Genomic DNA, 25932 nt, shown 5'->3' with positions numbered 1-25932 from the left:
AGTACCAGCCGGCTTCCGACCGCATCCGGCATTTTCGCGAGTTCACGCTGCCGATGTCGGACAAGGAGGTCGAGAAACAGGCCGCGCGCTGCATGGATTGCGGCATTCCGTACTGCCATGGGCCAACGGGCTGCCCGATCCACAACCAGATCCCGGACTGGAACGACCTCGTCTACAATGGCGACTGGGACAATGCGATCCGCAACTTGCATTCGACCAACAATTTCCCAGAGTTCACCGGCCGCATCTGTCCGGCACCTTGCGAGGAAGCCTGCACGCTGAACCTCGAGGACATTCCGGTCGCCATCAAGACGATCGAACAGGCGATCGCCGATAAGGCCTATGAAACCGGTCATATCCGGCCCTATCCGCCGGAAAAGAAGACCGGCAAGCGCGTCGCAATCATCGGCTCGGGGCCGGCCGGCATGGCCGCCGCCCAGCAGCTTGGCCGTGCCGGCCACGACGTCCACGTCTATGAGCGCGAGAGCCGGCCGGGCGGGCTGATGCGCTATGGCATCCCCGACTTCAAGATCGAGAAGCACTATATCGATCGGCGCATCGAGCAGATGCAGGGCGAGGGCGTGAGCTTCCATTGTGGAATCAATGTCGGCGTCGATAAGCCGGTGGCGGAGCTGCTCGCCGAGTACGATGCGGTGCTCTATTGCGGCGGATCGGAAACACCGCGTCCGGCCAACATTCCCGGCGACGATCTCGACGGCGTCCATGACGCGATGCCCTATCTGGTGCAGCAGAACAAGCGCGTCGGCGGCGAGCCGATCCAATCGGTGGCGTGGCCCTCCCAACCGATCGTCGCCGGCGGCCAGCATGTCGTCGTCGTCGGCGGCGGCGATACCGCATCCGACTGCGTCGGCACCGCGTTCCGCCAGGGCGCCGTCCGCGTCACCCAACTCGACATCCGGCCGCAGCCGCCGGAAAAGGAAGACAAGCTTTCGGTCTGGCCCTACTGGGCAACGAAGATGCGCACCTCGTCCTCGCAGGCCGAAGGCGCCGAGCGCGAGTTTCAGGTGGCGACGCTCGAATTCATCGGCGAGGACGGCGCGTTGACTGGCGTCAAATGCTGCGAGGTCGATGAAAAGCGCAAGCCGGTCGCCGGCACGGAATTCGTCATCCGCGCGGATCTCGCCTTCATCGCCATCGGCTTTGCCGGGCCGGCCGCCGTCGGACCGGTGTCGGAGCTGGGCGGCCAGATGAAGATCGCCATCGACAGCCGCCGCTCGAACAACGTCGAGGCCAATGACCGCGACTATAAGACCAGCGTCGAAAAGCTCTATGCGGCGGGTGATGTGCGCCGTGGCCAGTCGCTGGTCGTCTGGGCGATCCGCGAGGGCCGGCAGGCGGCGCGCTCGATCGACGAGGCACTGATGGGATCGAGCGTGCTACCGCGCTGAGACCGTTTGGAAACTCTACTCCTGCGGCCATCTGAGAGCGTTTTCTGCGCTTCCGGCCTTTGCCGTCCGAAGCACTCATGAGCGGTCGTGGCAGTTAAGGCTACGGCCGGCGTAGGCCGGTGCTCACATACTCGAATGTACGCTCCGCTCCGGTTCTCGAAAACACCCTTATATGACTCACAGCAGCGAGTTTCGAAACGGTCTCCGAGCCTCGTATCAAGGATTGATCGCCGTTGTCGTTTCGTTTGCGGCCGCCGCCGCAGGCTGCGCCCTGGGCGGCCAATGGAAGTCGTCGGCGCGGCCGGGCGAAGCATCTGATGCCTTGCCCTCGACGACGAGTTTTTCGCCGAGCCCGTCCGCCTTTGCCGGCGGCGCTGCGCCGAGAAGCTCCGAACCGCCATCGAGCGCCGGATCGTTGAGCAGCATCGGCACGGTGCGATCGACGGCCATGGGTGCCGGTGCCGGCGCCTCGACGGGAGCGCCCGCCGGCGCATAAGTCGCCGGTGTGCCCGCGGGCGCGGTCATTCCAAGCATCTTCATCAAGGGTTTTTCGGCATAGAAGGCGAGCTTGCGTTTGCCGGCTTTCGACACATAGATGCCGTCGTCGGTGCGTAGGCGCACCGGTTGGCCGTTGATATCAGGCCCACTGGTGACGAAGGCGCCGTCCTCGTCGACGAAACCGTCCCAGATGTCGACGAATTCGCCGCCATGACTTTCGGCCGTCGAGCGGTAGATGTCGTTGAAAGCCAGCATGTCGGAGGTCATCTTCGGCGCCTTGAATGCCGGCATGCCGACCCACAGATACGGTACCTTGGCCGATGCAATGGCCTTGCCGAATGCTTCGGTCCGGCGTTCGTATTCCTTGTCCCAGCCTTCGGACCGCGGCTGTTCGCGCTCATCGTTCACGCGCATTTGCTGCCGATCGTTGGAGCCCAGCATGACGATTACGGCCGCGGGCTTTTCGGTCTCGATCAGCGACTTGATCTGTTCGGGCCAGTTGTAGAAATCGTCACGCACGAAACCGGACGAACCGTTGCTGCGAACGACGATCCTGATTTTGTTGTTTTCGGCAAAGGCGGTATCCAGACCTTCGGCAAGGCCACTCGCCATGAAATCACCGACCACCAGAACGGTGCGGGCATCCGGCGCCTTCTCGACAATGGGGGTTGTCGGCTCAGCCGGCCGGCGCGGCGCGGCGCGGGGCTTTTTTGCCCTGGCCTTCGGCGGCCTGGCTCTCTGAATTTGTCGCGGCGGCGGTTCCACCCGCTCGCTTCGGCGCAGAAACAACAGGTCGCGCAGCGACCAGCCACGCCTTTGTTCTTCCTGCGCTACGGCCGGCGTATGAAAGGCGGCGGCAGTACTGACGGCCAGAACGGCAACAGCCAGAATCAGGATCGGCACGCGACGAAGGATCACCTGGATACGCGCAGCCGAAATCAATCACCCTCTCCATCCCTTAAGAACGCCGGACCCAAGTCCAACCATGCCGCCGCTCGAGCATCGGATTGCCAACGGTTGTGGGTCCGATGCTCCAGGTTGTTGTCTCCCTATGCGAGGCTAGTTCTGCCTGAGCCATTTGAGCACTTCCATGCTCGGATGTCCGTCCTGGGTCAAGCCAGCCTTCGCCTGGAAGGCCATGATGGCGGCCTTCGATCCCTCGCCGATCTTGCCGTCGAACTTGCCGTCATAGTAGCCGTACTGGGAAAGCCGCTGCTGAAGCTCTTGCCTCTCCTCGAAGGAGAGCTTCGTGAAAGGCCGCTTCCAGTCCTGCACAAGCCCACCATAGCCGGCGATTTCGTCGGCAAGAAGGCCAACGGCAACCGCGTATTTGTCGGCATTGTTGTAGCGCTTGATGACCGAAAAATTCTTGATCATCAGGAAGGCCGGGCCGCCGCGGCCGCCCGGTACTTTCAGCGTGGCCTTCTCCGCACCACTCTTGAAGGGCTTGCCGTTGACACGCGTGACACCCAGCGCTTGCCATTGCGACAGCGACTTCGATCCGGCCGGGAACTTCTTCCCATCGGGAAGGCTGACTTCATAGCCCCAGGTCTTGCCGGCCTGCCAGCCGTTCTTCCTGAGCAGATTGGCGGCCGTGGCCAATGCATCGGGAATCGAATTCCAGATGTCGCGCCTGCCGTCGCCATCCATATCGACCGCATAGGCCTGATAGCTGGTGGGAATGAATTGGGTATGGCCCATGGCGCCAGCCCATGAGCCGCTGAGGTGGCTTTTGTCGATGTCGCCCCTTTGCAGGATCTTCAGCGCCGCGATCAACTGGGTGCGGGCAAATTTCGATCGCCTGCGGTCGGCATAGCCAAGCGTTGCCAGCGAACGCACGACATTTCGCATGACCTCATCGCGCTTGAGGATTTCGCCGTAGTTCGATTCCATCGACCAGATGGCCAGCAGGATGTAGCGGTCGACGCCGTATTTTGCCTCGATCCTGTCCAGCCAAGGCTTCCACTTCCTGGCCATCTGCTGGCCGACAGCGACCGACTGGTCATGGACGCGGTTGTCGAAATAATCCCAGGCGGGCGCGGTAAATTCGGGTTGATAACGCGCTTTTTCCAGCACGACCGGATCGGCATCGCTGATCCCCTGGAACGCCTGGTCATAAACGGCGCCGGAAACGCCGCTCTGCACTGCGGTGGCGCGGAAGCTCGCCACCCATTGCCGGAAGCCGGCGTCGGCAAAAGCAGATCCGGCGGGCATCAGTAAGGCGAGCGAAAGGCTGGCGGCCGCAACGACGCTGGTGAAGCGCTTTGCGGCGTTGCGAACGGACATCTTTTCCTCCTTCATCATCACAGGAAGATCATTCATCGCCGAAGCCGGTTAGCAATTGGTTTACCATAGGTGCCGTTGGGAACGAAAAGCCGCGTCGGTGCTTTACGAACTACAAATTTTTTTCTGACCAGCCGTTCCATAATCCTCGATTCCGGCACGAAAATGTCTCGAAGCGGGATTGCCGAACAGGCTTACAAACGGATAATTGACAGCATGAAGAGAGTTCGCAAGGCAGTTTTCCCGGTCGCCGGTCTCGGAACCCGGTTTCTCCCGGCCACCAAGGCCATACCCAAGGAAATGCTGACTGTCGTCGACAGGCCAGTTATCCAGTATGTGGTCGACGAGGCACGCGAAGCCGGCATCGAACATTTCATCTTCGTGACCGGCCGTAACAAGGCGGTCATCGAGGACCATTTCGACGTCCAGTTCGAACTCTATGACACGCTCGCCCAGCGCGGCAAGAACGACGAGCTCGCCCGCCTGCAGCGGCTGCAACCCTCGCCGGGGCAGACCAGCTTCACGCGCCAGCAGGTCCCGCTTGGCCTTGGCCATGCCGTTTGGTGCGCCCGCGAGCTCGTCGGGGACGAGCCCTTCGCGCTGCTTTTGCCTGATATGATCATGCAGTCGGAAAAAAGCTGCATGAAGGAGATGGTCGAGCTTTATGCCGAGACCGGCAACAACATCGTCGCGGTTCAGGAATGCGACCCCGCCGAGGCCCATAAATACGGCATCGTCGGTCGCGGCGAGGATACGCATCACGGTTTCCGCATCACCGGCATGGTGGAGAAGCCGAAGACCGGCACGGCACCCTCCAATCTATACATCAACGGGCGCTACATCCTGCAGCCGGAGATATTCGGGATTCTCGAGGGCCAGGAAAAGGGCGCCGGCAACGAGATCCAGCTCACCGATGCGATGCTGAAGCTGGAGAAGCAGCAGCCCTTCTATGGCTGCCATTACCAGGGGCGCACCTTCGATTGCGGATCGCCGGAAGGCTTTGTCGAGGCCAACGTCGCCTTCGCACTGTGGCGCAGCGACGTGAACGGGAACATGGCGGGCGCCATCCGCAAGCTTCTCGACGAGTTGAAACCGTCAGAGCAGCGGGGTGCGGCATTCTAGCGAGCTGACATTCAGCCGGCCTGCGAACGGCGATTTCTGCGCTTCCGGTACTTGCATAACCCAATGTAGGCCGCGTTCAGGTTCTCGAAACCGCCGTTCCCGCCACTGCCTGACCCGAATCTCGACGTACCCAAACCTTCAACGGCTTGCTTTACGGCTGCAGCGTCACCCCGACGAAGATGCTGTGGGCCGTGTAGTCGCGGCCCTCCAGGTTGCTGGTCTGTTTTTCGGTTCTGGCGCGGGTGGTCAGTCCGGCATACCGGTTCAGCCACCATGTCAGTCCGGCCTCGGCGCTCAGCGTCAGGTCATGGCCGTCGGACCCGATATAGTCGCGCCAGTCCACGCCGAGAGCTGCGTTCCCGATCAGGTTGGCACGGATTTCCCGCTCGCCGGTGAGGCGGCCGGAGTAAAGGATGTCGCCGCTTTCGTCGGGAGTTGTCGTGCCCTCGACGGTGGTTTGGCCGGTGAGGCCGATCGTGGTGCCGCGTTCCGGCGACCATCTGAGGTCGGCGTTCACCGTGGCGCCCGAAATCGCCTCCAGGCGGTCATCGTCGATCGCTTCCCGCAGCCAGCCGGCCGAGAATTCGCCGGCAAGCTTCTCGCCGAGGTCGAGTTCGGCACCGGCCCGTACGCCAAGCCGTGTCGAGGATCGTTCGAAACCATTGGGGTCGACGCGCAAATCATAGACGCGGCGGCCGATTTCGACCTCGGTGAAAGGCGTGATGGCGGGAGAAATCTCATAGCCGGTACGCAAGGTGGCGGTATAGAGCGTCGAGTCGCGGGCTTTCTGCGACACCGTTCCGCCCGTCGAAAGCTTGGCGTCACCATAGATGTCGCGTTCGACCGCGCCGGTCAGTGCAAAGCGCATCTTGCCGGCATCCTTCTCGACCGCGAGACTGCCGTCAATGGTCTGGCGCACTGGCTGCTCGATGGTGCCTTCGACAACGACCGGCGACGAAGCCGATTCCGGCGCCGCCTCGTAACCGAGCTTGGCGATGGCGCGCAGATCGTTGTCGAGGTCGACATTGAACGTGCCGTCGACTCGGCCCCGCAACTCCTGAATCTCGTCGCCCGATATGGTCTTGAGAAAAGTGCCGTAGCCGTCGATGACAGCCGAATTCTTTCGCCAGTCGGAGACGGCATTGAAGCGCAGCGTCGTTTCCGACAGCAGTGCCGGCTTGCCGTCGGCGCTTGAATCGGCATTCGACGAGGCCGTCAGGCCTTGTTCGAGCGTCGGCCTGATCACGAACGAGCCGAGTTTGATGCCGGTGGCGGCGAACGGGTCGTCCTCGACCTTCCTGTCCCGACCTTCGATGGCTTCGGCGCGCTCGGCGCCCGGATCGAGCTCCTGCCTGTCGGCGGAATCAATTGTCACGGCCCGGCGGTTGGTGGCGTCCTGGTCTGTCCCGGCGGTGTCCGTGTCGTCCGTCGTGGCTGCAGTCGCGGCGGTGGCTTCTGCCTCGGCGGCCTCTGCCTCGTCTTGATCGGCCGCCCGTTGCGTTGCGCTCGATGGTCGGCGTGGCGGGACGGGAGCGGGCGTTTCCGCAAACGGATCGTCGGTGGCTTCCGGCGGATCGAAAATGCTGCCGGTCGCGGGCGCCGTGTCATCGTCCTGTACGGCGCCCGGGCTGGCCGGCTGATAGGTGGGCGCCGGCGCATCGCTTTGGGTGGTTGCGCCGGCCTGTGCCGTCTGATCCTGGGCGCCGGCCAGAATCGCCGATTCCGAAACCTCGCCGCGCAGCTCGGTTACCTGGGCATAGGGCTGCGCTGGTCGCAGCAAGGCGAAGACGCTGGTCGCCAGCAGCAAGGCGCAGACCGCCTTGCCGTTTCGTCTTCTTTTCATTTCAGGCTGGGCCCCGGACATCGCCACCACTGCTTGCGCGGCGCGCGCGCGCCATACTTACCGAACCGTAAACGGGGATGGTTAACGGAGGGTTGAGGCGGCGGTTCATCAGCCCGCACTGAATGGCAATTCCGTTGGACAGGCGCATGGCAAAGCGCTAATCGCATCAGCCATGCATGCGGGATCCCCAGACAAGAAGCGGCTCGACGGGCAAGCTTCGATAGCCTCGGCGCTCAGAACGGTGGCAACCGAGCAGGCCGGTGTCGCGGCGCTGGCGGCCGCGCTCGAAAACGGATTGGCCGAACCGTTCGCGCGCGCCGTCGACATGGTGTCGCAGATCGAGGGTCGCGTCATCGTCACCGGCGTCGGCAAGAGCGGTCATATCGGCTCGAAGCTGGCCGCGACACTCGCCTCGACCGGCACACCGGCGTTCTTCGTCCACCCTGCCGAAGCCAATCACGGCGACCTCGGCATGATCGCCAGGGACGATGCCATCATCGCCATGTCGTGGTCGGGCGAGAGCCTAGAGCTCAAGGGCATCATCGCCTATTCCAGGCGCTTCTCGATCCCGCTGATCGCGGTCACCGCTGGAGAGCGATCGGCGCTGGCGCGCGAGGCCGATGTGGTGCTTCTGCTGCCGCGCGCGTCGGAGGCCTGTCCGCATGGCCTGGCGCCGACGACTTCGACGCTGCTGCAACTGGTGATCGGCGATGCGCTGGCCATTGCGCTGCTCGAAGCGCGCGGCTTCACGCCGGATCATTTCCGCACCTTCCACCCCGGCGGGCAGCTTGGCGCCAATCTGACGCAGATCCGCGACATCATGCATGTCGGCGACAGGCTGCCGCTGGTGCCTTCCGGCACCGGGATGCGCGAAGCGATCCTCGAATTGTCGCGCAAGGGGTTTGGCTGCGTGGCGATAACCGCCAAGGACGGTGCGCTGATCGGCATCATCACCGACGGCGACATCAGGCGCCACATCGGCAGCAATCTTTTGGCGATGAGCGTCGATCAGGTCATGACCAAGGAGCCGAAGACGGCCGGGCCGGACACGCTGGTGGCGACGGCGCTGCAGACGATCAACAATTCGGCCATCACCAGCCTGATGGTGGTCGAGGGCAAACGGCCGGTCGGACTTGTCCATCTGCACGACCTGCTGCGCATCGGCGCAGCCTGACAGACATCAGAGTCTGCTTGAAAGTCACTCCGCGGAGATGGGTGGGATCAGCCTTGAACCGCCTCGACCGTCAGTTCCAGATCGGTATCGGCCGCTCCCGTCACGCGCACCTGCGTGCCGGCCGGCAGATCGGGGCCGGAGACGCGCCATAGTGTGTCGCCGAGCTTTATGCGGCCGCGGCCGTCCTTGATCGGCTCGGCAAGCGTCGCCATCCTGCCGATCATTTGTGCGCCGCGGCGGTTGAGCAGTGGCTGGTCGGTCGGGTCATGGCGCCCACCCACCAGTCTCTTGCCGACATAGGTTGAAACCAGCGACATCGCGAGGAAAGCGAGGACCTGGACCTGCCAGGTCCAGAAACCCGAGTCCCAGATGAGCAGGGAGACTGCACCGATCAGCAACGCGGCGATGCCGATCCATAGCATGAAGATGCCCGGCGCGATGACCTCCATTACGAGGAGGACGAAACCGAGAACCATCCAATTCCAGGGGCCGAGTTCGGAAATGATGCGGTTGAACATGGGATCGGCCTCAGGTCTGGCTGGGGCGAACCACGGGCGGGCGTGAAGCTTGCCGCGCGCCGCCGGCAGTGCCTTCGCTCCCGAAGATTTCCTTGGCGATTGCGCCGATGCCGCCGAGCGTGCCGATCAGTGATGACGCTTCGATCGGCATCAGCACGACCTTGCTGTTTGTGGCAGAGCCGATCTTGGTCAGCGCTTCGGTGTATTTCAGCGCGACGAAATAGTTGAGCGCCTGCACGTCGCCCTTGGAGATCGCTTCCGACACCACCTGTGTGGCGCGGGCCTCGGCCTCGGCGGAGCGTTCGCGCGCCTCGGCGTCGCGGAAGGCGGCTTCCTTGCGGCCCTCGGCTTCCAGGATCTGCGACTGCTTGAGGCCTTCGGCGTCGAGGATCTGCGCGCGCTTGTTGCGTTCGGCCATCATCTGGCGACCCATCGATTCAACAAGGTTGGCCGGCGGATTGATGTCCTTGATCTCGACGCGGGTGATCTTGATGCCCCAGGGATGTGCCGCCTCGTCGACGACGCGCAGCAAGCGTTCATTGATGGCATCGCGGTTTGACAAAAGCTCGTCGAGGTCCATCGAGCCCATCACGGTACGGATGTTGGTCATCGTCAAATTGAGGATGGCGTTCTGCAGCCCGGCGACCTGGTAGGCGGCCTGTGCGGCGTTGAGCACCTGGTAGAACGCGACGCCGTCGACGGCGACGGTGGCGTTGTCGCGGGTGATGATCTCCTGGGTCGGGACGTCGAGCACCTGCTCCATCATGTTCAACTTGGCGCCGATGCGGTCGACGAACGGCACGATGAGGTTGAGGCCGGGACTCAATGTCTTGGTATAGCGGCCGAAGCGTTCGACGGTATAATTGTAGCCTTGCGGGATTGTCCGAATGCCTTTGAAAAGCACGAGCACGACAAGAGCGACAAGAACAAGAAGCGCGATATCGAAACCACTGAAATCCATTTGGCTCTCCCTCAGATGCCGAGCACGTTAGAGCGACGCGCGTTCACCGGACGCACAAAGTACGCTCTAATTTTTATACCTGCACATCATGCTTCCCAAAAATCGATTCCGATTTTCGTGCCGATGCGATAGTCGTTTCCATACAACCGACTTCACCAAACACTTAAGTGTGTTTCAGAAATGTTACAATCAGGTGATCGCGGATTGCCGGTGTATAGACAGCCGCGCTAGCTGCGCGATTAAACCCGCTTCAGATCCAGCCTGACAGTTCGCGCCGCACCATCGCCTCGATCACCGCCATGCCCTCGGCACTGTCGTTGAGGCAAGGGATGTGCGCGAACGTCTCGCCGCCGGCGTGATGGAAAGTCTCGGCCGCCTCCCTGGCGATCTCGTCCAGCGTCTCGATGCAATCGACAGAAAAGCCCGGATTGACGATGGCGATCGATCTCACGCCTTCTCCGGCTAATTTCTCGACCGTCTTGTCGGTGTAGGGCTGCAGCCATTCCTGCGCACCGAAGCGTGACTGGAAGGTGGCAATCAGCCTCTTCTCATCCCAGCCGAGCTTTTCGCGCAGCAGCCGGGTCGTCTCCAGGCAATGGGCCTGATAGGGATCGCCCTTATCGGAATAGGGTTTCGGAATGCCGTGATAGGAGGCGATGACCACCTCAGGCTCGAAATCGAGGGTCGCCAGATGGCGCTCGATCGAACGGGCAAGCGCCTCGATATAGACCGGTTCGGCATAGTAGGGCGGCACGCTGCGGATCGCCGGTGCGCGGCGCATCTTCATCAGCGCGCGAAACAACTGGTCGTTGGCGGTCGCGGTCGTGGTCGCGGAATATTGCGGATAGAGCGGAAAAGAGAGAATGCGGTCGCAGCCTTGCGCGACCAGCCCTTTGGCGACGCTCTCTGTCGAAGGATTGCCGTAACGCATCGCCCAGTCGACGACGACATCGGGCAGGTCGCGCAGCGCTTCGGTCAGCTTTTCGCTCTGGGCGCGGGTGTAGGTGCGCAGCGGCGACTCGTTGCGCTGCCGGTTCCAGATCCTGGCATAGTTGGCGCCTGACTTCTTCGGCCGCGTGGTGAGAACCAGCCCATAGAGGATCGGGTACCAGATCGCCTTGTTGAGTTCGATGACGCGCGGATCGGACAGGAATTCCCTGAGATAACGCCACATCGGCTTGAATTCGGTGCCGTCGGGCGTGCCGAGATTGACCAGTATGACACCGATCCTGCCCGCTCCGACCGGCGGCAGCGGGCCGAGGGCCTTCGCAGCCTTGGGATCGACAGGGTTGGAAAGCGTCATAAAGGGATCTCCGGACACCGCGCGAAACTAGCGATGCCACGCCGGTTTTCAATGCAGCGTCTGGCCGCACCTTATCTTAACCTCAGACGGAAAGCAGAAAACCCGCCCGGTTACCCGGACGGGTTTTCCGACAATGACGGAAGAACTTAGTTTGCGGCCGGCATAGTCAAGGTTGCGCCGACGGGAAGGCGGCGCGGTTCGTAGTTCTTGTTGGCGTCGGAGATCGTTTTCCACTTGGCGCCATCGCCATAGGCCTTCTCCGCCAGATCCCAATAGGTATCGCCGGCAACGATCACATGGCTGCTTTCGGCCGGTGCGGCCTCGGCTGGCTTGGCCGGTTCCGCTGCAGGAGCCGGTGCCGCAGGCGCTGCCTCGGCTGGTTTTGCGGACTCGGCAGGTGCCGGCGTTGGCGGGGCGGGTTCCGCCGGGACCCCCGGTGGCGTCGTGGCGATGTCGCTTGAACCCGCCGGGGGTTCGGGCATCGCCGGCTCCGCAGTTGCGGCTGGAGCCGTTTCTGACGGTTTTGCGGGCTCGGCCGGTGCGGGCGCAGCCTCGGCCGGCTTGGCCGGTTCCGCAGCGGCGGCCACCGCGGCCTCGGTGATGCGGCCATCGAGCTTCGGCGTATAGGGCCGATGCGCGCTGAGATAATCGGCGACCACCTGTTCGAGGCCCGGACCGTAATCATAGGCGTTCTTGGCCTTGTCGGCGAACACCTTGTAGCCGTCGCCGCCCTGGCGCACATAGTTGTTGGTGGCGACTAGGTAATCCTTGTCTGGATTGATCGGGGTCCACGCGCCGCCTTCCATGACCTCGACCGACTTGACGCGCCCGGCATTCGGGGCGGCCGATTTGTCGAATGAATACTTCAGGCCGGCAACCTGCGGGAAGCGTCCGGCACCGTCCTCGATCTGGCTGAGACCGTTCTCGAGCCCGGCAACCAGATCCTTGCCGGAAATCTGGAAGGTCGCCAATGTGTTCTGGAATGGCAGCACGTTCAGCACTTCGCCCATGGTGACGGTGCCCTGATCGATCGAGGCGCGCAGACCGCCGCCATTCGAGATGACGATCTCGACGCCCTGGTCCTTGACGCGGTCGAGGACGGCATCGGAGACGAGGTTGCCCATCTCGCACTCGCGGGTGCGGCAATTCTCACGGCTGCCGTCGATCGCCTTGGTGGTTTCGGCGACCTCCTGGTTCTTCAACGCCTCGATCGGCGCGCCGAGTTCTTTAATGCGGGCAAGCACGGCGGGATCAGGCGTGATCAACTTGTCGAGGTAGATCGGGTCACCACTGGCTTGCTTGACGATGCCGTTGTCGTCGAACACGACCTTGAATTCGCCGAGATATTTCGAATAGGACGCCGCCTGGACGACCGGCACTTGGTAGCCGTCCGGATTGTCGACCATCGTCGGGTAGGGGCCTTCAGCCTTGGGGTCGGTGTTGGACAGCAGCGAGTGACTGTGGCCGCCGACCACCACGTCGACACCCGGGATCTTGGCGATGACGTCGCGCTCGCGCTTGTAACCGATATGGGTGACCGCGATGATCTTGTTGACGCCTTCTCCCTTCAGTTTTTCGACCTCTGATGTGATCGACTTGACGTCGTCTTCGATCTTGACGTTAGGGCCTGGCGAAGCGAGCTCCGGCGTGTCGTTGGTGACCGCGCCGACGATGCCGATCTTCTGACCGCCGACCTCGATGACGATCGACGGCTTTACGCGGTCACCGAGTTTGGATTGCGCGTTGGCCTTCACATTGGCGCCGAGCACCGGAATCTGGATCATATCGAGGAACGGCGCAAGCGCCGCCTCGCCGTCGTCGAACTCGTGATTGCCGACCCCCATGGCGTCGAATTTCATCTGGTTGAGGAATTCGCCTTCGGTCTTGCCCTTGTAGGTTATGTAGAAGAGCGAGCCCTGGAAATTATCGCCGGCGCTGAGCAGCAGCACGTTCTGGCCTTCCAGCTTCTTGCGCTCCTGGGCGATCGCCGTGATCAGCCGCGCCGCGCCGCCGATGCACTCGCCCTTGGTCTCCTCTTCGGCCGAGCAGGTCGATTCATATTTATTGTTGCTTTCGATGCGGCTGTGCCAGTCGTTGATGTGCAGGATGTTCAGTGTGTAGTCGGCAAAGGACACGCCGGCCGACAGACCAAGCGCGGAGGCCGAAAGGGCGGCAATGGCGGCGATCTTCTTCATTTTCGTCTCCCCGATGACCTGTTTAACGCCCTTGCTTGACTGCAACATAACAGCCAGCTTTTTTGCCATGTTCACATCGCGTTTCGGCCGATGCAAGCAGAATCGGGGTCAGCTTTGCCGGCGCAAAAAAGACGGCGGCCTGAGGCCGCCGTCCTTTGCAAAAGCAGTTCAGTGTGGGCTCAGGTGCGCCGCGTCAGCACAAAATTCTGCCCGCTCGCGCTGGTGCAATTGAGCTGCGAGGTGGAGATCAACAAGCAGTTGAAGCTGATGGGCGTCTGGCGGATCAGCGAAGTGCCTTTGATCTCGACCGAAGTGCCGCCGGTCATCGTGTAGCTACCGTCGGCAAGTTTCTGGCCGGTGTCGGTCGCGACGGTGTTGAAGCCACCGCCGGCGAAGGTCGACAGGCCCGTGCCTTGCGCATCGATCCATGAGCCTTCGACCGGGCTCCGTGCGGCCAATGGCGGCCCGCCCGGGCCGGCGGTGGTGCATGCCGCCAAGGCGGCAGCGGCCGCGACAATGCCGGCCGAAAGCAGTTTGCGCGCAATCGTCATCATCAAGATCCTCTCCTCTCGCATCGGCCCGAAAATCGATCCGGTTTTCGGAACGCACGATGCGCACATTCAAAGCACTAGAGCATACTTTTTGCGCCCAAATGGACGCACGTCGCGCTAGGTCGCCTTCCTTCAATCGCCCGATTTCCAGGCGATTGCAAGGTAGTGAGGCATCGCTATCGAATGAGGATGTTGCACTATCGAACGAGGATGTTGCGGAATTGCCATGGGTCGTTTTTGTCGAGGTCTTCCGGAAACAGACCAGGGCGGTTATCGAGCGGCGTCCAGTCGGTGTAGTAGCCCTTGATCGGCCCGAGATAGGGGGACTGCACTTCCAGGCAGCGCCTGTAGTCCATCTCGTCGGCCTCGACGATGCCAGCCTCGGGATTTTCCAGCGCCCAGACCATGCCCGCCAGCACCGCAGACGTGACCTGCATGCCCGTGGCGTTCTGATAAGGCGCCAGCTTGCGCGCTTCCGCCAGCGACAGTTGCGAGCCGTACCAATAGGCGTTCTTATCGTGGCCGTAGAGTAGCACGCCGAGCTCGTCGACACCGTCGACCAGTTCATTTTCGTCGAGCACGTGATGCACGGCTTGCGCCTTGCCGGCGGCGCCGAACATCTCGTGCAGCGACAGCACGGCGTCGTTGCAGGGGTGGTAGGCGTAGTGGCAGGTCGGGCGATATTGAACCTTGCCCTTCTTACCGCGCAGGGTGAAGAAGTCGGCGATCGAAATCGACTCGTTGTGCGTCACCAGGAAGCCGTATTGCGGTCCAGGCGTCGGGCACCAACTGCGCACGCGTGTGTTGGCGCCCGGCTGCTCCAGAAAGATCGCGGCCTTCGAGCCGTGCTTGTGCTTCTTGGCGTTCTTCGGCATCCACGTCTCATGCGTGCCCCAGCCGAGCTCTGCCGGTTGCAACCCTTCCGAGATGAAACCTTCGACCGACCAGGTGTTCCAGAACACATCCATCGGCTTCGGCTTCTTGGTGCGCTGGGTGTCGCGCTCGGCGATGTGGATGCCCTTGACGCCGGCCTTCTTCATCAGCCTCGCCCAGCCTTCGCGATCATGCTGCGCGGGCTCCGAGAACTCGAGGCCAAGATCGGTGGCGAGGTTGACCAGCGCCTGCTTGACGAACCACGAGACCATGCCGGGATTGGCGCCGCAGGTGGAGATTGCGGTCGCACCGCCGGGGTGCGCGTGCTTTTCTTCGATCATGGATTCACGCAGCGCGTAATTGCTGCGGCTGGCATTGTCGGCCTTGGCGTCGAAATAGAAGCCGAGCCATGGCTCGACGACGGTATCGATGTAAAGCACACCCAGCTTGCGACAGAGCCGCATCAAATCCACTGAGCCGGTGTCGACCGACAGGTTGACGCAAAAGCCCTGGCCGCCATCTTTGGTCAGCAGCGGCGTCAGCAGCTTCTTGTAGTTTTTCCTTGTCACCGCATCCTGCATGAATGTGATGCCGCGCTCGTCGAGCAGCTTGCGGTCGGTATCGCGTGGGTCGATGACCGTCATGCGCGACTTGTCGAACTTGAAATGGCGCTCGATCAGCGGCAGCGTTCCCCGTCCGATCGAGCCGAAGCCGATCATCACGACAGGGCCGGTGATCTCGCCGTAAACGGGCCAGTTTTCATTCGCCATTTATTGATTACTCCCTCAGATAGGCTGAAAAGCCGGGCAAACAGACGCAAAGCGGAGCATTTTTTTGCCCGACCGCCACGCGCTACAACCACAGATCATTGTCATAAACCAGTGAAAAGCGCCAACCGCGGCTACGCTGCGTTGGCGACGTGGTTAAGGCCGAAACCGTGGATGGGCGAAGCTCAAGATCGGCTTTTCTCGCTTCCGCAGCAACCGACGTCCGTTAGGCCGCAATGGCGGGGAGCCTATCCGGGCAACCGTGATGAGGTCGAACGGATGTTCGCGGAGTCCGGAGCTTCATCTTCGCACGCCGGACTGCATTAGGGTGGCATTTCGCCCGCTCCTGCAAACGCCCCGCCCACGGGAAGCTCAATCCCTTGGCGCTTGTCCTTCGATCAAAGTCTTGCGCCGAGCAAGCTGGTTGGCCAGGAAGTCGAGAACCGTACGAATCCGGGTCACTCGCCTGAGGTCCGGGTGGGTGAGCAGCCACAAGGCCGCCTCCATGTCCGCCAGAGGTCCACGCACCCGCCTAAGGTCGGGATCCTGATCTGCCAGGTAGCAAGGTAGCGCGGCGACCCCCATGCCAGCATGTGCGGCGGCCTGCAGGGCCAGGAGCGAATTTGCGCGGTGGACGATCCGATCCTCGGCGACGTTCTGCTTAAGCCATCTCGCCGACTGGAGATGGGCAAGGCTCTCCTCAAAACCTATCCAATCGAAGTCCGGCAGGGGTGCGTCAAGGGGGCGCCGCGCCAGATAGGCTGGCGAAGCGTATGGCGCAGTCGCCAGTTTGGCGAGTTTCCTTCCGACCAAGTTGTCGGGCGGTGCGCTAACCGGCCTGATTGCGATGTCGGCGTCTCTTTTCGACAGCGTGAAGAACGAGTTGTCGACAATGAGTTCGATCATGATCTCCGGTCGTTCCTGGGCCAATACGGTAAAGATCGGACCGAGCAGCTCGACCAAAGTGTCCGCGCTGGTCACCCTTACTGTTCCAGATGGCCGCAAATCCTGGCCAGCCAGGCGGCGCTCAAGATCGGTCAGATCGTCCAAGACGCGGGTGGCTGTAATGAGGGCGATTTCGCCGGCCAGGGTGAGCGTGTATCCATCACGAGCACGCTCGAACAGATGTGCTCCCAAACGCCCTTCCATCGCGCCCAACCGTCGAAAAGCAGTTGAGTGGTCAACGCCCAAATGGCGGGCCGCCGCACTCAGGCTGCCGGCCTCTCCGATGGCGCGTATCAGGCGCAGGTCCGACAGTTCAAAGAGTCTTTGAGTCAGCACAGCCAGACCTCCAAGTCCGGAATCCAACGGGATGCCTCATCAAGCCGATTGCCTCTGTCCGCTCGTTCTTGCGGAAACTGCAAGCTCTGCTTTCATTCTTGCCGGGTGTTTTTGCAAAACATGAAGACAAATATAGCTTGTAGCACATAACCACGGAAGGAGATCGACATGGGCGCTCCCTCGCCAGAACTCTGCAATCTGTGGCTGGCACGCGCCTTCAATGCGCACGACGTGAGTGCAGCAATAGCGATGTATCATCCTGCCGCATCAATCGTTCAGGTGGATCAGGTCCACGGTGGCACAACGATCGCGCGCGGCGCCGACGCCATTCGCGAAACCATGGCCGCCTACGTCGGCATGAACCCGCATATGGATGTCGTCACACACCACACCACGATTGCCGGCGACTTCGCGATGACGCGATCGCAATGGCTGATCAAAGGCGTGGATCAAAATGGCAAGCCGATCGAAGTGCATCATCACGGTATGGAGGTGCACCGGAAGCTGCCGGATGGCACCTGGGCCTTTTTTATCGACCATCCCTTCGGCGCAGACCCCGATTGGGCGGTCGAAGCGCCACCAAAAACGGACTAGGCTTGCCGCACCTTAAGGCCTCACGCTTGGCACGGACGCGTCCCTTCGGGATCGGGCTCCATTCGCGGCGTGCACAAATGCGGTAACTTCCGTTCGATCCGCCCATACGTTCAAAGCCGCTTGCACAGCACGGCGAAATACTGATCGTCACGCTTGGATGACCAAAAGCGAATGTCGCTAAGGATAGGCTTCAGTCTCGCCAGTGGCTGCGTAACCGCGGCGTGCGCACCACGCCAGCAACGCGCGCGCCCGTTCAGCGGATTTTTGCCCTCGGCGCGGCTGTGGACGCCCGAACTACCAGTTCCACAGGCAGAACGACTTGGCGGGGTGGTTCATTGTCAAGAACCATGCGGGCGGCGAGCCTGCCTTTTCCGATCACGTCGTGCGCAATAGTCGTCAGCGGCGGCGTGGTGCGTGCGGATTCAGCAGTGCCATCGAAGCCAATGACCGATACATGGCCCGGCACCTCTATGCCGCGCCGAACCGCCTCGTCGAGTATTGTGATCGCTTGCCAGTCCGACATGGTCAGGATTGCGGTGGCTTCCGGGACATTGTCGAACACCACTGCTCCAACAGACGGATCGCCCGGCGTCGTCTCGATGATCGGGACATCGTCGATCGACAAATTCGCCTCCGCCAAACCCTGCTTGAAACCGTCGAGCCTTTCGTCGTCGAGCGGGAAGCCGGCCAGAAGCGGGCGCTTTGCCTGTCCGGGCATGTGGACGATCGGAGGGCCCGGAGTCCTCCGTATGGATAAGATGCCAAAATGCCGGTGCCCCAGCTCAGTCAGATGCCGGACGGCAGCAACCGCGCCACTTCTGCCGTCGATCTTTATCGAATTGATGTCGGGACCTGCATCGCTTTCGAGAATGACGAAGGGCAGGCGCCGTCGTTGTGCCGATGTTATGAGACCGATATCCGCGCTGTAACCAAGGATGAAGCCGTCAACGAGGGCCTCGCGGATGCTGGCGAAGCGCGTGTTGTCGGTGCCGTTCACAAGGCTTAGCGTCGTTCCGGCCTCGTCGCAGGCAAGCGAAGCGCCCAGCACCAGCTCGCGGCCATAGGGGCTTCTCATCACCTCGGCGATGGCGTAGGCGCCAGGCGGCATGAAGCCGATGGCATTGAACTTGCCGTCCCGCAGCAAACGTCCTTTCGGGTCGGGGCCGCCAAACCCGAGCGCCCGCGCGGCCGCTTCGACGCGCTCGCGCAATTCAGGCCTGACCAGCTCTGGCCGGTTGAAGACGTTGGAAACAGTCCCCCGGGAAACTCCGGCAGCCTTGCCGACATCGGCTAGGGTTGGCATTGGCGGTTCACTCGTTTCCTTTCAGTTAGACCATAATTTGGAGCGCTCCAAGAATTTTGTTGACTCGAAAGTGGAAAAGGCAGATCGTTTTTCTTGGAGCGCTCCAAATTGGTATATATGGCATTTTTTTGCAACTGAAGCACCGGTAGATTGCAAATAGCCTTGGTCACAAAGGCCAAGCCAGTGGAGGGAGTCATGGCAGAAACCAATATTTTTCCAGCCTCGCTTATCGGTAAGACTTTCGACTGCGTTTTCGGCGCGTTCGTGCCTCGGCTGACGTTTTTCTCGCCTGAGGAATTGCATGTGCAGGCGTCGATCGGAGCGGCCGAAATTGACGAGGTGGTCAAGATCGACATGACCAGCGTACGCCCGAACCTCGTGCTCATGAGCTGGACGGAGCGAAGCGGCAACTTCATTGTGCAGCTGCAGGATCACGAGAATGGGATCGTCCACAATTATGCACGTCTGGCCGATGGGCAGCTTTTCTGTGCCCAAGGCGCCATTCAATCCGTTCCGGCATGACGCTACCCGCGCCGCTGCCCGGCAAGGTGGACGTCGGCCTGCGGCCCGACGTACCGTCGGTTCCCGTTGAGGGCAGTCCGGACGCCAAACTGCTGAAGTGCCGTCATCGATTTCGCCAATGAAGGAGGAAAGTGCGATGGAACTTGCCTACGACAGTCATCTGCTTGCCCGAATTCTTCTGAGCGTTGCGACGGTGGGCTACGGTGTGGTGACAATCAAAGCCGACTTGAACGCAACACACGCCACTAATCCGCTGTGGACTCCGCACGCCCGGTTTCACGTCGTCTGGCAAGTGCTGAGCTACACCGGGGTCGCGCTGATTGCGCTGGGACTTATCTGGATTGCAGGGCCACTCGAAGCCGAGCGGCTCTATCTCGCCGGCGGATTGGGCGCCGCCATGTATGGAGCGTTCTTCGTGGCCATGCTCTCACGACCGATCTATGGCGGCGTGCTCTATGACGAGAACGGCTACCTGCCATTCCGACCGCCGTTCGGACCAGCAGGCTGGCGGTGGGATGTCAATGTCACGGTCTTTACCGCGATGTCGGCGATCCTGCTGCTAGGCCTGGCCGCAATTTAGGACAGCGCCAGCGCCTTGAGCCGAGCGACCAGCCGGTGACGCTCGTCGGTCATGCCCTTCTAGTCGAGTTGGGCAAGGTCGAGCGCCAGCAGTTGCGCGGCGAAAGATGCGGCGAGCATTGCCGGCGCCGAGAAAACCGGTGAGCACGAAGACGGGCATCTCATCCATGCGCGCAAGACTCGCATAGACCCGAGAGCTCCACCGTGGCCGACTTGGTTCGGAAGCCCTGCCGTCGGGCAATCCGGCGCAGCACCCGCTCCAATGCCGGATCGTGAACTTCACTTGCTCGCCCGCAATTCGCGCAGATAGCAAAGGCGGCGCGCCCATGGGTGCATTCGCCATGGACGCAAAGCGCGAACGCGCTCAGGCTCTCGATCCGGTGGATCAGGCCCTCCTCGATGAGCCGATCCAGGGCGCGATAGATCTGTAGCGGTGAGCGGAGTCCTTCCTGGCGAAGGAGCCCAAGCAATTCGTAGGCCCCCATCGGTCTGTCGGAGCGCGTCAGCGCGTCGAGAACCAACTGCTGATTACGTCCAGGCATCCGTTGTTCCTTCGTGTTCCACGCAGTTTCGAGCACAATGGCGACCAATTGTTATAGTATAACGTTTTCGGTTGACGAACGTGATAACATAACATAACGGATCGTCAAGAGCGGGATCGAATGGTGGCTGTGTGACCTTTCAAGACCTGACGCTGAGCTACAACGGTCCCCCGCCATGCATCACCTCGACGGGATCGTCCGGCCTGCCATGTGCGTCCGGCATGTCTCCCACAGAACCGCTTGAACAGAAGGAGTTGATCGAATGTCCAGGACGCTGAAGCTTGCCGCCTTGGTGGGCGTCATAACATCGTTGCCAATCACCCTGTCGGTGGCTGCGGCCGAGAACCTCAAAGTTGTCGCGAGTTTCTCGATCATCGCCGATTTCGCCAGGAATGTCGGCGGCGACCGTGTCGACATCATCGCGCTGGTCGGTCCGAATGGTGACGCCCATGTCTACGAGCCGAAGCCGGCGGACGCGGCCGCCGTTGGTTCGGCCGACGTGGTGCTGGTCAACGGCCTCCAGTTCGAGGGCTTCCTCCAGCGTCTCGTCGAGGCGAGCGCCACGAAGGCGCCGACCAAAGGCGGCGAGGTGTTGCGCAACACCGAGGAAGAGCATCACCATGATCACGATAACGCCGCCAAGGGCGAGGAAGGGCACGCTGCGGAGGCGGAAGAGGGCCATGAGGAACCGCACCACCATCACGGCGAGTCCGATCCCCATGCATGGCAATCCGTGCATAACGCTGAGGTCTATGTGAAGAACATCGCCAACGCCTTCTGTGCCGCCGATGCAGCCGGCTGTGACACCTATCGGGCCAATGCTGAATCATATGGCGAGCAGATCGAGGCGCTGGAAGAGGAGATCAAGGCTGCTGTAGCCGAAATCCCCGAGGGCAAGCGCACGATCATCACCTCCCACGACGCCTTTGGGTATTTTGAGCACGAATACGGCATAAAATTCCTCGCGCCGGAGGGCCTCTCCACCGAATCTGAAGCCTCAGCCGCCGACGTCGCGGCCCTCATCAAACAGATCAGGCAAGACAAGGCTTCGGCAATCTTCGTGGAAAACGTCACCAATCCCCGCCTGATCGAGCAGATCGCTAGCGAGACAGGCCTGAAAGTCGGCGGTGAACTCTACTCCGACGCCCTGTCGGGCGAGAACGGCCCGGCCGCGACCTATATCGAGATGATGCGGCACAACATCACGACGATCAAAGGCGCGATCCTCGCAAGCTGATCGCCACGATGGAAAGGCGGAGCAATCCGCCTTTTCGTTGACCACAATCTGTTATGTAATAACATCAACGAGAATATCGTGAGCACAAATTGGGCGTCAGCCATGGCCATCGCGCTGCTTCTGTCTCTATCAACAAGTGCTGCCCATGCCGAGGAGGTAACCGCCTGGCGCCTCTTTATCTCGGACCACGCGGATCCGAAGGTGACCGTAATCGATGCGGTCAATGGCGGAAAGCTCGACACGTTCCAGATCAAAGGGCCGGCGTCGCTCCATCGCAGCGAAAACGGCCGGACCGTGTTCGCCGTGCAGGGCTCGGCCGGCGTCGTTACCGGGATCGCGAGCGGCATTTCCTTCGAGGATCACGGCGAACACGGCGACATCGACGTCGAAGCGCCGAAGCTTGCCGGCGTCGAGATCGCAGGCGAGAAGCCGTCGCATTTCGTCGAGCATGACGGAGATTTCGCCGTTTTTTTCGACGGCGAAGGTGTCGCCCGTATCATCTCCGAGAAGGCCGTCCTGGAAGGCAAATCGGATTTCAGGGAAGTGAAGACGGACGCGCCGCAGCACGGCGTCGCAGTCGCCTATGGCTCCCATGTCCTCCTGTCGGAGCCGAACAGGGAAAAGCCGGACGAACTCCCGGTCGGCATCAGGGTCGCTGACAAAGCTGGCGCGCAGGTCGGCGGCATCCACGCCTGCCCCGACCTTCACGGGGAGGCATCTTCCGGCAATATCCTGGCTTTCGCCTGTGCCACCGGCCTGCTTGTCGTCACCCAAGGCGACGGCACCCCGGCGATCCGCCATCTGCCCTATGCCGACAGCCTGCCGGACGGCAAAACGACAACTCTGATCGGCGGCAGAGGCCTGCAATATTTCCTCGGCAACTACGGTGCCGACAAGGTGGTGCTGATCGATCCGACACTCGAGAGCGACGCATTCCGGCTGATCGGCCTTCCAACGCGCCGCGTGCATTTCGCGGTCGATCCCGTTCGTGCGAAGTTCGCCTACGTCTTCACCGAGGACGGCCAGCTTCACCAGCTCGATGTGGTGAAGGGGGAGATCGCAAACTCGCTCAAGCTGACCGATCCCTATTCGATGGATGGCCACTGGAGCGACCCGAGGCCGCGTGTCGCGGTCGCCGGCAACAGGATCGTGGTCACGGATCCTTTGCAAGGTGTGCTGCATCTCGTTGACGCGACGTCGTTCGAGAAGACCGGTGACATTGCTGTCGAAGGCAAACCCTTCAACATCGTCTCCGTCGGCGGCTCCGGTCAGACCCACGAAGGCGAATAATCGCTCCTCCCAAGCGGCTGCCGCGCGTCCGGCCCACTCTATCCCGGCCGGACGCATTTTCCCCGACGCGCAAGGGAAGCCATGATCGAGGCACAGCCATCGGCGTCGTCCGGTGCCTTATCGGTTGCGTTTCAGCCCAGCCGCGCCGGGATCAATCCGCGCAGCGAATTGCCGACAAACAGCGCCTTGGCCGACTTCAGATCGTCCAAGGTGTAGATTGCTTCGCGGGCACGACCTTCATCCAGCAATTCGCCACGCAACACGCCAGGCAGCAGGCCGCAATCGAGCCGCGGCGTTGCCAGCACTCCGTCGCCGAAATCGGCAAAGAGATTGGTGATCGTGCCCTCACAGATTTCGCCACGCTCGTTGGCCAGCAGTACCTCGTCGGCGCGGCTAATCAGATATTCGGCTCGCGCCCGCTGATAGGTATCCCGGCGGCTCGTCTTGTGGCGCAGCAGCGTGTCGCTCGAATCGAGCCGCACCCGCGCCAGTTGCAGTCTCCACACCTTGTCGGCTGCATGCGGCTCATAAGGCAGCGCCGAGACCGTCACCTTGCCGCTGCGCGACAGGACAAGCCGTGTGCGCAAGGCTATGTCCGGCCGGTCGACGGCGTTCCTGAGCACCTCGCCGACCTTCTGCGGATCGCAGGCAAAACCCAGTTCGGCTGCCGAGCTGTAAAGGCGTGCCAAATGGCGGTCGAAACGGAGGAAGCCCTGGCCCGGCTGCCAGCGCATGGTTTCGATCAGGTCGAAATCGGCGGTGTTCCCGTCGCGTAGCGCGCTTTCAGCAGGCACTCCTGATACTCCTCCTCGGCCGTAGAATCGAAGACGACGCCGCCACCGATATTGTAGACGGCCTCGCCACTGGAAAAGAGCGATATGGTGCGGATCGCTACCGAAAAGCGCATCGTGCCGCCGGGCGCGATCCAGCCGATGGCGCCGCAATAGACGTCGCGCGGTGTGCCTTCCAGATCGTGCAGGATTTCCATGGCACGGATTTTTGGGGCGCCGGTGATCGATCCGCATGGAAACAGCGCAGCGAAGATCTGGCGGATGGCGAGGTCGGGCAAAAGCTTGGCCCGCACGCGGCTCACCATCTGGTGGACGGTCGGGTAGCTCTCGATGCGGAAAAGCTCCGGCACCTCCAGCGTGCCGACCTCGCTGATCAGCGAGATGTCGTTGCGCAACAGATCGACGATCATCCGGTTCTCAGCCTGGTTCTTCTCGTCATTGAGCAAGAACGCCTTCAGCCGCTTGTCTTCCGCCTTGGTCGCGCCGCGCGGGGCGGTGCCCTTCATCGGATGGGTCTCGATCATGCCTTCGGCATCGATCTCGAAGAACAGTTCCGGCGAACGCGACAAAACGACCGGATCGCCGAGCGCGATCAGCGCGCCGTATTTCACCGGCTGGCGGTCCGTCAGCGCATCGAAGGCAGCCAGCGGGTCGCCCGACCACTGCGCATGAACCGGAAAGGTCAGATTGCCCTGATAGCAATCACCCTTGCGAATGTGATTGTGTAGCCGCGCAAAGCGTTTTGCGTAATCTTCTGAAGACCAGGCAGCCCTTGCGTCGAAGATCGGACCGTTGGTCGCCGGCGCGTGGCTGCGCACGACCGTCTGTTCGACAGGCGCGTCGAAGATCCCCAGGCAGACAAGCGGGGCGCGGCGTCCACCAGGCAGCAGTGGAACGAGCTTCGGCTCGAGCAGGTAGCCGGCCTCGTAGGAGAAATATCCGGCCAGCCATTTGCCGGCGTCATGCGCGGCCTGCGCAATTTCCAGCGCCGGCAGGAAATCCTCCGCCTCATGCGCCACGATGATGCCGGACGGACGGTCGAAAACGAGCTGATGCGCGCGCTCGTCATTCCGGAAAATTGCAGAGGGCAGGGACATGGGGCTCGGATGCTGCGATCGATAACGCAAGCTATCGCTCTATATGGGGGCTCGATCGCGCGCAATCGAGAGAGCGGCGTCTCAAGACGCAAAGGCAGCCTTGGTGCAAAAGCAAACCGGCGGCACCTCGAGGCGCCGCCAGTCTGTGCTCGATGCCGGCAGGCAATTCAGGTGTTGCTCGCAGTCCCCGCGGTCGGGAAGCGGCGGGCAAATTCCTTCTCATCGCCGGCGGCAAGCAGTTTCGCCTGCTCGATCCAGCGCTCACGCTCGATGCGGCCGTCGAACTGGAGAACGTCTTCGATCCGCTTGATATCCGCCGCCGTCCAGGCGGCGATCTGAGCGTAGGTCCTGACCCCAAGGCCGTGCAGCTTCCGCTCGTTGACCGGGCCGATGCCGATCAAGCGACGCAGACTGTCGGGCTTGCCCGCTGGCGCTGTTGCCTTGCCTGCGGTGACTTTCTTTGCCGCCGGCGCAGCCTTGTTGGCTGTGGCGCTCGTTTTCGACGCGGCCGCTTTCGACGCACTTGCCGCTGGCGCGGCTGCCGCCTTGGCGGCCGCCGGTTTCTTGGACGCGGTCTTTGCCGGCGTCGATTTGGCCGGCGCGGTCTTGGCCGTCGAAGTCTTGGCCGGCGCGGATGTCGACATCAATGCCGACGGTGCCGGGATTGCTGCCTTTGTCGCGCCGGTCTTGGCGCCTTGTGCCTCGGCCAACTGGCGCTCCAGGTCGGCGCGGGCGCCACGGCATACATCCAGCTCACCGGTCAGGCGGTCGGCATCGGCGCGCAGCCTGTCGCGCTCGCTGCGCGTGCGGTCCATGTCACCGCGCAGGCTGTCGAGCTCGCCACGCAGGCGTCCCCAGATGAACCAGCCAACCAACACACCTACCAAGAACGCCAGGAGCATGTAGAAAAAAGTGCCCATTGTCTCTCTCTCCAGTCCGATCCGTCTGCCGTGGCCTGGAGTGGTGACCTTGGCACAAGGACCATTCGATGGTGGCTCCGCTGTTCGCGGAACAGCCGGCTTAAATCGAGCTGTCGGCGACCGGCTTTTCTTGCCATGGCCAACGGCCGCTGTCGCATTCGCCGAAGCGCCGTGACCGGCCGGAGATTTTTTCCTGGCCTGAGCCCCGCGCCCGACTGAGCTTGAGGCGGGACGCTATCATACAGATTCCGGAAAGCTAACGGAAAATTTCACGGAGAG

The 25932-nt window shown here is 61.9% G+C and carries 23 protein-coding genes; 8 read left to right on the top strand and 15 right to left on the bottom strand.

Annotated elements, in window-relative coordinates; genetic code table 11:
• A partial coding sequence (locus EN885_RS10775; protein WP_164897818.1) for a glutamate synthase subunit beta occupies window positions 1–1409 on the top strand: 1409 nt, incomplete at its 5' end.
• Window positions 1410–1625: 216 nt separating this feature from the next.
• Here EN885_RS10775 and EN885_RS10770 read toward each other — a convergent pair.
• Both EN885_RS10770 and EN885_RS10765 read right to left on the bottom strand, forming a co-directional pair.
• On the bottom strand, window positions 1626–2849 hold the full coding sequence (locus tag EN885_RS10770; RefSeq protein WP_095484064.1) for a DUF459 domain-containing protein: 1224 nt from the start codon (window positions 2847–2849) through the stop codon (window positions 1626–1628).
• A 117-nt stretch (window positions 2850–2966) separates the two neighbouring features.
• Entirely contained in the window at window positions 2967–4193 is a 1227-nt protein-coding gene (locus tag EN885_RS10765) for a lytic murein transglycosylase (protein WP_126105124.1), read from the bottom strand.
• Between the two features lie 204 nt (window positions 4194–4397).
• On the opposite strand from EN885_RS10765, the gene galU reads away from it, so the two are divergent.
• Window positions 4398–5312 carry a UTP--glucose-1-phosphate uridylyltransferase GalU gene (gene galU / locus EN885_RS10760; RefSeq protein WP_185928333.1) on the top strand — a complete coding sequence of 305 codons (915 nt, stop codon included), beginning with the start codon at window positions 4398–4400 and terminating at the stop codon, window positions 5310–5312.
• A gap of 151 nt (window positions 5313–5463) precedes the next feature.
• On the opposite strand, the gene EN885_RS10755 is transcribed toward galU, so the two are convergent.
• Window positions 5464–7176: an outer membrane beta-barrel protein gene (locus tag EN885_RS10755; protein ID WP_128244234.1), complete on the bottom strand. Its 1713-nt coding sequence runs from the start codon at window positions 7174–7176 to the stop codon at window positions 5464–5466.
• A gap of 151 nt (window positions 7177–7327) precedes the next feature.
• Here EN885_RS10755 and EN885_RS10750 point away from each other — a divergent pair, with 151 nt between their 5' ends.
• Window positions 7328–8329: a KpsF/GutQ family sugar-phosphate isomerase gene (locus tag EN885_RS10750; protein ID WP_127205931.1), complete on the top strand. Its 1002-nt coding sequence runs from the start codon at window positions 7328–7330 to the stop codon at window positions 8327–8329.
• A gap of 47 nt (window positions 8330–8376) precedes the next feature.
• On the opposite strand, the gene EN885_RS10745 is transcribed toward EN885_RS10750, so the two are convergent.
• The 7 genes from EN885_RS10745 to EN885_RS10715 form a co-directional block, all read right to left on the bottom strand.
• The gene (locus EN885_RS10745; protein ID WP_128244233.1) at window positions 8377–8847 is read right to left on the bottom strand and encodes an NfeD family protein; all 471 of its coding nucleotides are present in this window, start codon (window positions 8845–8847) and stop codon (window positions 8377–8379) included.
• Window positions 8848–8857: 10 nt separating this feature from the next.
• Window positions 8858–9808, bottom strand: a complete 951-nt coding sequence (locus tag EN885_RS10740) for an SPFH domain-containing protein (protein WP_095484069.1) — start codon at window positions 9806–9808, stop codon at window positions 8858–8860.
• 250 nt (window positions 9809–10058) lie between these two features.
• Complete coding sequence (gene hemH / locus EN885_RS10735) at window positions 10059–11111, bottom strand: ferrochelatase (RefSeq protein WP_128244232.1); 1053 nt, start codon at window positions 11109–11111, stop codon at window positions 10059–10061.
• 146 nt (window positions 11112–11257) lie between these two features.
• Window positions 11258–13306 carry a bifunctional UDP-sugar hydrolase/5'-nucleotidase gene (locus EN885_RS10730; protein ID WP_127294524.1) on the bottom strand — a complete coding sequence of 683 codons (2049 nt, stop codon included), beginning with the start codon at window positions 13304–13306 and terminating at the stop codon, window positions 11258–11260.
• Between the two features lie 179 nt (window positions 13307–13485).
• Window positions 13486–13857: a hypothetical protein gene (locus tag EN885_RS10725; RefSeq protein ID WP_095484234.1), complete on the bottom strand. Its 372-nt coding sequence runs from the start codon at window positions 13855–13857 to the stop codon at window positions 13486–13488.
• 197 nt (window positions 13858–14054) lie between these two features.
• Window positions 14055–15500 (bottom strand): homospermidine synthase, encoded by a 1446-nt coding sequence (locus EN885_RS10720; RefSeq protein WP_095484071.1) that lies wholly within the window; start codon window positions 15498–15500, stop codon window positions 14055–14057.
• Window positions 15501–15869: 369 nt separating this feature from the next.
• Entirely contained in the window at window positions 15870–16778 is a 909-nt protein-coding gene (locus EN885_RS10715) for a LysR family transcriptional regulator (RefSeq protein WP_128244231.1), read from the bottom strand.
• 168 nt (window positions 16779–16946) lie between these two features.
• Here EN885_RS10715 and EN885_RS10710 point away from each other — a divergent pair, with 168 nt between their 5' ends.
• Complete coding sequence (locus tag EN885_RS10710) at window positions 16947–17372, top strand: nuclear transport factor 2 family protein (protein WP_128244230.1); 426 nt, start codon at window positions 16947–16949, stop codon at window positions 17370–17372.
• Between the two features lie 253 nt (window positions 17373–17625).
• Here EN885_RS10710 and EN885_RS10705 read toward each other — a convergent pair whose 3' ends face one another.
• Complete coding sequence (locus EN885_RS10705) at window positions 17626–18675, bottom strand: LacI family DNA-binding transcriptional regulator (protein ID WP_128335177.1); 1050 nt, start codon at window positions 18673–18675, stop codon at window positions 17626–17628.
• A gap of 195 nt (window positions 18676–18870) precedes the next feature.
• Here EN885_RS10705 and EN885_RS10700 point away from each other — a divergent pair, with 195 nt between their 5' ends.
• Both EN885_RS10700 and EN885_RS10695 read left to right on the top strand, forming a co-directional pair.
• Entirely contained in the window at window positions 18871–19197 is a 327-nt protein-coding gene (locus tag EN885_RS10700) for a hypothetical protein (RefSeq protein WP_095484075.1), read from the top strand.
• A gap of 136 nt (window positions 19198–19333) precedes the next feature.
• On the top strand, window positions 19334–19777 hold the full coding sequence (locus tag EN885_RS10695; protein WP_127205935.1) for a DUF6640 family protein: 444 nt from the start codon (window positions 19334–19336) through the stop codon (window positions 19775–19777).
• A 160-nt stretch (window positions 19778–19937) separates the two neighbouring features.
• Here the strand turns inward: EN885_RS10695 and EN885_RS10690 are convergent, their stop codons facing one another.
• Window positions 19938–20318 carry a Fur family transcriptional regulator gene (locus tag EN885_RS10690; protein ID WP_095484236.1) on the bottom strand — a complete coding sequence of 127 codons (381 nt, stop codon included), beginning with the start codon at window positions 20316–20318 and terminating at the stop codon, window positions 19938–19940.
• A 262-nt stretch (window positions 20319–20580) separates the two neighbouring features.
• Here EN885_RS10690 and aztC point away from each other — a divergent pair, with 262 nt between their 5' ends.
• Together aztC and aztD are read left to right on the top strand one after the other, a co-directional pair.
• A complete protein-coding gene (gene aztC, locus EN885_RS10685) occupies window positions 20581–21555 on the top strand; it encodes a zinc ABC transporter substrate-binding protein AztC (RefSeq protein ID WP_128244229.1) in 975 nt (324 codons plus the stop codon).
• Between the two features lie 78 nt (window positions 21556–21633).
• Window positions 21634–22845, top strand: a complete 1212-nt coding sequence (gene aztD / locus EN885_RS10680; RefSeq protein WP_245493049.1) for a zinc metallochaperone AztD — start codon at window positions 21634–21636, stop codon at window positions 22843–22845.
• A 131-nt stretch (window positions 22846–22976) separates the two neighbouring features.
• Here the strand turns inward: aztD and EN885_RS10675 are convergent, their stop codons facing one another.
• From EN885_RS10675 to EN885_RS10665, 3 genes are all read right to left on the bottom strand, one after another.
• On the bottom strand, window positions 22977–23639 hold the full coding sequence (locus tag EN885_RS10675) for an aminotransferase class IV family protein (RefSeq protein ID WP_127294538.1): 663 nt from the start codon (window positions 23637–23639) through the stop codon (window positions 22977–22979).
• Window positions 23588–24733: an aminodeoxychorismate synthase component I gene (locus EN885_RS10670; protein WP_128244228.1), complete on the bottom strand. Its 1146-nt coding sequence runs from the start codon at window positions 24731–24733 to the stop codon at window positions 23588–23590. Before EN885_RS10670 ends, EN885_RS10675 begins: the two co-directional genes overlap by 52 nt.
• Window positions 24734–24900: 167 nt before the next feature.
• On the bottom strand, window positions 24901–25653 hold the full coding sequence (locus tag EN885_RS10665; protein WP_128244227.1) for a proton-conducting membrane transporter: 753 nt from the start codon (window positions 25651–25653) through the stop codon (window positions 24901–24903).
• Between the last annotated feature and the right edge of the window lie 279 nt (window positions 25654–25932).

This window comes from Mesorhizobium sp. M6A.T.Cr.TU.014.01.1.1 (assembly GCF_004022765.1).
GTDB classification, from domain to species: Bacteria; Pseudomonadota; Alphaproteobacteria; order Rhizobiales; family Rhizobiaceae; genus Mesorhizobium; species Mesorhizobium mediterraneum.
This window is presented reverse-complemented; position numbering and strand designations above follow the sequence as displayed.